Annotated in this window: 6 protein-coding genes and 1 pseudogene; 2 read left to right on the top strand and 5 right to left on the bottom strand. The window is 64.3% G+C overall.

What is annotated here, in order from left to right; genetic code table 11:
• Nucleotides 1-171 precede the first annotated feature (171 nt).
• A pseudogene (locus tag AAGA68_08455) lies at nucleotides 172-1,352 on the bottom strand (acetyl-CoA C-acyltransferase).
• An 85-nt stretch (nucleotides 1,353-1,437) separates the two neighbouring features.
• Between AAGA68_08455 and AAGA68_08450 the strand changes: the two are divergent.
• Entirely contained in the window at nucleotides 1,438-1,740 is a 303-nt protein-coding gene (locus AAGA68_08450) for a hypothetical protein (protein ID MEM9385078.1), read from the top strand.
• A gap of 203 nt (nucleotides 1,741-1,943) precedes the next feature.
• Here AAGA68_08450 and AAGA68_08445 read toward each other — a convergent pair whose 3' ends face one another.
• Nucleotides 1,944-2,324, bottom strand: coding sequence for a hypothetical protein (locus AAGA68_08445; protein MEM9385077.1), 381 nt, complete (start codon nucleotides 2,322-2,324; stop codon nucleotides 1,944-1,946).
• 619 nt (nucleotides 2,325-2,943) lie between these two features.
• Entirely contained in the window at nucleotides 2,944-4,209 is a 1,266-nt protein-coding gene (locus AAGA68_08440) for a hypothetical protein (GenBank protein MEM9385076.1), read from the bottom strand.
• 57 nt (nucleotides 4,210-4,266) lie between these two features.
• Here AAGA68_08440 and AAGA68_08435 point away from each other — a divergent pair, with 57 nt between their 5' ends.
• Nucleotides 4,267-5,283, top strand: coding sequence for a hypothetical protein (locus AAGA68_08435; GenBank protein ID MEM9385075.1), 1,017 nt, complete (start codon nucleotides 4,267-4,269; stop codon nucleotides 5,281-5,283).
• A 1,013-nt stretch (nucleotides 5,284-6,296) separates the two neighbouring features.
• Here AAGA68_08435 and AAGA68_08430 read toward each other — a convergent pair.
• Together AAGA68_08430 and AAGA68_08425 are read right to left on the bottom strand one after the other, a co-directional pair.
• Nucleotides 6,297-6,524: a DALR anticodon-binding domain-containing protein gene (locus AAGA68_08430; GenBank protein ID MEM9385074.1), complete on the bottom strand. Its 228-nt coding sequence runs from the start codon at nucleotides 6,522-6,524 to the stop codon at nucleotides 6,297-6,299.
• Between the two features lie 145 nt (nucleotides 6,525-6,669).
• The gene (locus tag AAGA68_08425) at nucleotides 6,670-7,143 is read right to left on the bottom strand and encodes a hypothetical protein (protein MEM9385073.1); all 474 of its coding nucleotides are present in this window, start codon (nucleotides 7,141-7,143) and stop codon (nucleotides 6,670-6,672) included.
• Between the last annotated feature and the right edge of the window lie 449 nt (nucleotides 7,144-7,592).

Raw genomic sequence — 7,592 nt, 5'->3', positions numbered from 1 at the left:
GAGTCTGTGGGGGTGCGGTAACACCCGCAGTAAACTAAGCCGGGCGACGCTGTGTATGCGGGGGGCGCCGAGCCGCATTGGGGGGCTCGGCGCTTCATGGCCTCGAGGGGAGGTGACGGCGCCAGCGTCGATAGAAAGCGGAAGCGACTCCCCCACGGCGACTATCAGGCCCTACAGCACCTCGAGGACGCCGGCGGCCCGCATGCCCGTGCCGATGCACATGGTCACCATGCCGTAGGCAGACTGCCCGGCCGGCTTGTCGGCTCTGACGTTGTGCAGCAGTTTGGTCGTGAGCACGGCCCCTGTTGCGCCCAGGGGATGGCCGAGGGCGATCGCGCCGCCTAGGGGATTGGCTTTCTCCTCATCCAACCCAACTTCCTTGATCACCGCCAGGGCTTGGGCCGCGAAGGCTTCGTTCAGCTCGACCCACGACAGGTCGTCGAGCTTCACTCCGGCGCGCTTTAGTACCTTCGGAATCGCAGCGATTGGCCCAATGCCCATTAGCTGCGGCGGTACGCCCGCCACGGAAAACCCGTGGAACACCGCTAGCGGCTCCACATTGTGATCCTTGACCGCGCGCTCGCTCATGAGGACCAGCGCTGCGGCGCCATCGCTTATCTGTGAGCTGTTTCCGGCGGTCACAGATCCTTTGGCAGCGAACACGGGGCGCAGGATACCGAGCACCTCGAGGCTGGTGTCTGGGCGCGGCCCCTCGTCCACTTCGATCGTATGGCGTACTTCGCGCACGCTGCCGCCGTCACCAGGTAGGTGGCGAATCACCTCGTACGGCAGGGATCCAAGCTGTTGCTTACCCGGCTCGATGGCGGCGATGGCGCGCGTGGGTGACTGCGCAGGGCGAAGGCGTCTTGAGCATCGAGGCTCACTTCACACTTCTGTGCCACCTTCTCAGCGGTGATGCCCATGCCGTAGGCGATGGCGACGTTCTCGTCGTTGGCGAGGATGGCCGGATTGAAGGACACCTTGTGGCCCATCATGGGCACCATGGTCATCGACTCGGTGCCACCGGCGACCATCACGTCGGCCTGCCCTAGCTGGATCTGCAGGGCGGCGGTGGCGATGGTCTGCAGGCCGGAGGAGTAGAAGCGGTTGACGGTCATGGCCCGCACGCACTCGGGCAATCCGGCGAGGAGCGTGGCGATGCGGGCGGCGTTCATGCCCTGATCGGCCTCGGGCATGGCGCAGCCGATGATGACATCTTCAATGGCGGCGGGATCCATGGACGGCACCTGGTCGACCGCGCCGCGCAGCACGTGGGCGAGGAGGTCGTCACGTCGGGTGCTGGCGAAGGCACCTTTGTTTGCGCGGCTAGTGGGCGTGCGGGCGGCGGCAACGCTCTAGGCTTTCTCGGTCATTCGTCGAATCTCCTGATCATTTGCGCACGGGCTTGGCGGTTTCGAGCGTATGCATGATGCGCGCTTGGGTCTTCTTGTCCAGCGTCAAGGCGACGAAGTGCTCGCGCTCGAGGCGCAGGAGCTACTCCTCGTCTACGAGGGTGCCTGGGTCGACGTCGCCGCCGCACAGGGCATCGGCGATGCGCGATCCGATCTCGTAGTCGTGCTCGCTGATGAAGTGGCCTTCGAGCATGATTCGTGGGCGGCGACCACGCGATCACATTGCAGGATCAGCTCGCACGAACTGCCGAGGGCCATGCCCCGCACGGTGGCGACGGTCGGTACGCCGCAGTACTTCAGGCGCATGAGTGTCGATTGGAAGTTGTGAATCATGCTGTTGAGCCCTTCCGCGTCGCCGCGCATCACCAGGTCCGTCGCCTGGGTGAGGTCGGCGCCGAAGGAGAAGGGCTCGTCGTCTTTGCCACACGACGAGGCCCTTCCACGGGCCCGTTTCGGGAAGATCGGCAGCCCGTTGCAGGCCCTCCAGCACGCCGAGCGACATGGTGTTGCGCTTGGTCCTGAAGCTGGCGATCAGCACCTCATCATCGAGGGTCCACAAGCGGATGGAGTCGGTTTCCTCCACCATTTTATCTGCGGGCTTAGGTTCGCCGAGAAGCAGAGCGGTGCGTTGCACAGCGCTTTGCCTGCAGCGATATCCTCACGAATCCACTCACTTACCTGGCGCCAGCCAGCGGCTTGCCACAGCTCGAAGGGGCCGAGCTTCCAGCCGTAGCCCCAACGGATGGCGAAATCGAGCTGACGGGCACCGTCGGCGATGTCCCCTAGGTGATAAGCGCAGTAGTGGAACAGGTCGCGATGCAAGGCCCACAGGAACTGGGCTTGGGGGTGGTCGCTCGCGCGCAGGGCGGCGAGGCGGGCAGCTGGATCGCGCAGGCGCAGAATCTCGCTCACGCCTGGGTCGACACCTGGTCGCTCGGCCGGTTGGCCGTGATTGGCGGGCGCTGCGGTTTCGCTCGCGTCGGACCAGCGGTGCGGTGGTGAAACTGGGTAAGGTTGCTGGAAAAGGGCGCAGCCCATTTAGGTCGAAAGGGGACTAGCCGTCCTTAGGGAGCAGATGAGGAGGGCATCAGCGGGGCACGGAAGGATCGGCGCCTACTTCGGGGATAGCGTTTATTTGTCTTATCCTTCGAAACCTTACGGATCGGTCTACCTGAACTCATATTGGCACGCCTCTCGCGTTTACCGCTCAGACGGGGTCGCCAATAGGCAATCACACACTCGCGATCTACGAGGACGCCCTAGGGGCTCCGAGGTAAGCGCTAGCGTTTTTACCAAGTTCTTTTCGACACGGGAAGGTAACGAGATCTATCCACATTGCCGTGGGAGCGGACCCTCGGACACGCGGCGGTGGCGAGAGTGGGCGGAGTTGCTGGAAAGACGAACTGGCTGTGGGGTCGACACGGTGGGAGTCGCGGCTGCGGGCTCGCAGGCGGACGTCAGCGGTTTTTGGTGGGGTCGGGGCGTACTTCAGCGATACCGTATGTTCTGCTTCTGCTTACCGCCCGTCGCCTCAGAGCACCCAGGGCACCGCTAGGAACGTCCCCTGCTGCAGTTCTCGCAGCCACTCGGGCGCCTCGCCCGCGGGCAGCGCCAGACCGCACAGGTCCCCGTCCTCGCGAACGAAGAACACGGTGGGTTCGCCCTCATGGGACGCGGTGAGTGCGTTGATCTCGAACTCGTAGGCCTCGGCGGAATCGCAGATCACGGGAAATCTCGGAACCTGGCAGGACCGCAGAGGGCTCGCGCCGTGGGCGAGCGTATAGCCCTGTCCGCCGCCGCCAGCGCTTGCCACGAGGTAGGTCGCTTGGCAGGAGCGCTCGTCACCGTAGGCAACGTAGATCAAGCGATGCTGGCCGCGCGATCTAGGATCGTGCCACGCCAGTAACATCCAGCCCTCCATCTCGCCCCGAAGCTCCCGGCGCGCCCGGGAGATGTCGTCGATGAAGCGATCGTAGCCTTGGGTCATCAGTAAGGCATCGCGGGCGGTCAGGTACCGGTCGGGGTCACCGGCAACGGCCAGCGTGTAGTCCGTCAACCAGCCACAGAAGTCGCGCGAGAAGGCACACCCCGCGGGTTCCTCATCCTGATACTCCCACCACTGCGCATCACGCCCCTCCAGATGCGGCAGTGGCTTCGCCAGGCAGCGCCCCACGGGAGTCTCCTTCACCGTGCGGATGGCGCTCTGCAAACGGTTTAGTAACACGCTCGCCGTCGGCAGGTCCGGCGTCACCTCGTCCAAAGACCGGACCCGACGACCATCAGCAGTGCTCGCGGTGGCGAAGGCGAACTCGGCGGAGCGTATGTCCTCCAGAACGCCGTCCTGGGTGAGCAAATACTCTCGCCCGTCGGGTCCGAGCGCGACCTTCACCTCGTACATGGGCGGACTTCGATCCCCCAACCACAGGCGGCCTGGCAGGAAGAGCACTGCGCGCGCGCCCTTGCCGTAGTGCCTGGTGCCGCCGACGGTGACCACCTCTTCGTCACTTCCAGGCACCCGCCCGCCCGAGGTCAGATACTCGATTTGCTGCCCCGCTACGACTGCGCCCGAGGCATCGTAGAACACCCGTTCCACATCGAAGACGCGCCGGGTCACTATGTCCGTGTCCCCGTCGCCCAGGTCCCTGCGCTCACCTTGTGCCGATCGGATCCGTCCCAGTACGATCAAGCTCGACTGGTCGATGTACTGCGGCAAACGGGTGTAGATTCGGCTGCTCGCGTCAGCGCCCCGGAGGACGAGCATGGCGGCCAGCAAGGCCATCCCTAGTAACGATCGCATGCGCCCCCCTAGCCACGCTCCCAGGCACCTCATCACCGTAACAGGTGGGGACGATCCATGCGCACGCCAGTGATCCTCGCCACGCTGCTTGGTGTTGGCGTACTCACGACGATGATCCTGCGCACGCCTGCTGAGGAGCAACGGAACGACGCGCCGCCACCCGACGTGGGAGCACCGCTCGAATCGATTGTCCAAGACGCGGCGCCGCCGGCGACCACGAGGAGCGCCGCGGCCACGGCTTCCAAGCCCTCGCCCACCGCCATCAGCGAGGTGATTCGCCGCTGCCCGCTCAACCACGTTTGTCTCGGCGACGGCGGCCCTCGCGCCCTGCGCTGGGAGGCACCCCCCGCGATGCCGCAGCCCTCGCGGTGGCGGCCGCCACCCTACGCGGACGCCCTGGCAGAGCTCGAGCCGATGATGGACGCGGGCGATCCGAGTGCCACACTCATGGTGCACGATATCCTCGAGACGTGTCGGCAGGCGCACAGCACCGAGCAATCGCTGAGCAATGCGATTGATACGATGGAGCAGACGCACCGGCTGGAATGGCCAGGTCGCGGGGTCTTTCGCCTCGCCGAGTCCGACAAGCGGGCCGAGATGGCGCAGCGGTTACGCGAGACCTACGACGACTGCAAGGGCGTTCCGCGCGCTACCGAGGCCGATCAACTCGCGCTGCTTGCCCGCGTTGCCGAAGGCCCCTACAGCCAAGCGAAGATGAACTATGCGGAGCACGTGCAGGATCCCAAGCTGAAGGAGACGCTGCTGCGTGACGCCTGGAAGCTGGGCAACCAATTCGCCCTATACGGTTTAGTCGATCTACTCATCACCCGCTACGAGCAGGGCCTGCAGCCGGACGCACACATCGAAGCGGCGGCCACCATGTTGCTCTACACGGCCTTGCTGCGGGCGGAGTACGAGCCCAACCCGGAGCGAATCGCGGGCCGCGCCGTGAACCGGATGCTCGCCGCGACGGACGCTCGCATGAGCCTGCTGCGTCTCCACGAACGCGAGCAAGCCCGGCACCTGGCGCAGACCATGCTGGAGCAAAACTCTGCGTGCTGCTTGGGGCACTGATCGCCTCTCTATCGAGGATCTTCCGCTCTCGCTAGGTTCCGAGCCAATCATTTTGATAGGCATTCTCAGGAGTTGGGGGTGGGAAGCGCGGATCGAGCGACGGGGGGCGCGTGGGCCGCCAGCATAGGGGCTCGGGTCTGGGTATGTTGATTGAGGGCATCTCGAGTGGCCGCGATCGACGGGCGCTACGGTTTGGCCCGTGGCGAGTTCGACGAGCGGTGGCGAAAGAGGGCGGAGTTGCTGGAAAGACGAACGGGCTGTCTGGGTCGACATGGTGGGAGTCGCGGCTGCGGACTTCTAAATGCGGGCGTCAGCGCCTTCGGTGGGGTCGGAGCGTACTTCAGCGATGCCGTTCACTCTGCTTATGCTTCCACGGGTGTGTTTGCACGGTGATGTATCCGGCAAAGTCAACGACAGCGCGTATGACTGGCGCGGGGTGTCAGGTTCGGTCATTCTCGGCATGCTGCGATGCCTCGTCGAGGCACTAGCTCGGCCGCATATCCGTGCCTTTCAACCAACTCCCAGCTTCAGTGTTACCCACGTGACCACGGTCGCACGTACACAAGCGTAGCGGATTAGACGTGAGTGCAAAAACCAGAGGGGTCTCCCCTATGCCTAACCGTGATTTAGCTTGGTGGTGTCGCGGTGGCCGCGCTGGTGGCGGTTACGTTCATCGGAGCCGGACGCTGGGGAGCACAACCCCCATCGTTCGACCCACCGGTTTCTAGCGATCAACGCACTGAGCCTGAGGCTACAGAAGCGGGTACGCCGACCGTCGAGCTCTTTGTCGCAGCAATAAACGGCGACAGCAGCGAGGCGGCTACCTTGCACGGCCACTCCGCCACTATCAACGGAGACCACGTGTTCTCCTTCTGTTGTAGCTCTCAGTCTTGGATGCTGATCCAGAGGTGTAGGTCGTGGGTTACGTTCTTTACGTATTGATGATGAGCGCACCGCGCCAATTACATCCGCTCGGACGCTTCGATACCCAATAGGTAGAGCCCGGTTCGCAGTTACCGTGCAACCGCCTCACATAGCCCGAGCATGGAGCCGCGCAGGTCCGAGTCCGCCTCTGTGGCGATGGGAAGGGCGCTGTAGAAGGCGGCGAAAGCCTGCGCGAGGCTGTACACGTGCTCACACAGGGAATGCGGAATCCGCTTGTCCCGGGACTGTTTCAGCACCTCATCGAACCGATCTAGAGTCAACGCCAGCGCGCGTTCAGTCGCGTCGTTTACCCTGATGGCACCGGGCAGATTCCCCTCTTCGTCCTTGCAGTCTCTCGACCCGTGCCTAGGCGCCAGACAGGGTGCAAAGGCCGGAAGATGAAAGTGCTAGCCCAACCCAAGGGGGGCAGGACTTCTCGACTACTTGCGGGACCGCATGCACTTAGCCTTGTGGCATTGGGATGATCTCCACCTTCAGGCCGGTGTTGCGCGCGAGTCGCACGAACTCGGTCGTCCGCCCAAGCGCACCATCGTCCTGTTCGTCCCAAGGGACCAAGACGATCGTCTCGTCGGCACCCCATGACTGCGCCATCGAGATCGTCCAGCGATTCCCGCGGCTCCACGCGTCGCACTCGGTCTGCGTATCATCTAACCAACGCGGTAGTCCGGGTCGGTCCGATAGCTCCAAGACCTTGCCGTGCCCCGCGCTAGAGAGGAATCTCGATCGCCAGCTGTCCAAGTCGCCGAACGCACGGGCTACGTAGTCATCCTTGGGCATCGGTAGCGCGACCCACGAACTGATGCCTTGCTCGCGACACGCTTCATGGAAGATCACATCGCCTCCTGGCGCGCCCGAAGCGAGACCGACCACCAAGTCGTCGTCGGCCGCGCGGAACATCAGGCTCAACGCTCGCATCAATCGCTATCCTCACGGAATGCCTCGACGCCGAGACATCAGACTGCAACTTCGCACGCTCGTGGCGAGCTTCGTCGTCAGAGCCAAGAGCATCAAGCCACTCCGGCGAATCCTCCGCCTCGTGCTCTAGGGTCGCTCCCATTTGCAACGCGGTGAGGCCCGGATAAATCCCGTTCAGATCGTTCAAGTAGGCCTCGCGGTAGTCTCTGCTCTCGCGATCTCCTCGCGCAGGTCGGTTGGGGCTACATTGAGTGTCGTCGCATCTGGTTCCCGTACGAGCCGGGGGCGAGCTCACGGGCGAGGCGCGGGTCCGTCACGCGCTGGCGGGCGTAGGCCCGCGCGCGGGCGCGAGCGTCGGCGTCGGGCGGTGGGGGAGGGGCATCGGCATTGGCCATGGGGCGGGGTTCTAGCAGGGCGCGTTCGTCGCGCGCCTGGGATCCACTCCCGGA

It is taken from the genome of Pseudomonadota bacterium, assembly GCA_039193195.1.
Lineage (GTDB): Bacteria > Pseudomonadota > Gammaproteobacteria > Steroidobacterales > JBCBZW01 > JBCBZW01.
Note: the sequence above shows the minus strand (reverse complement) of the source record. Positions and strands in the feature narration are given on the sequence as shown.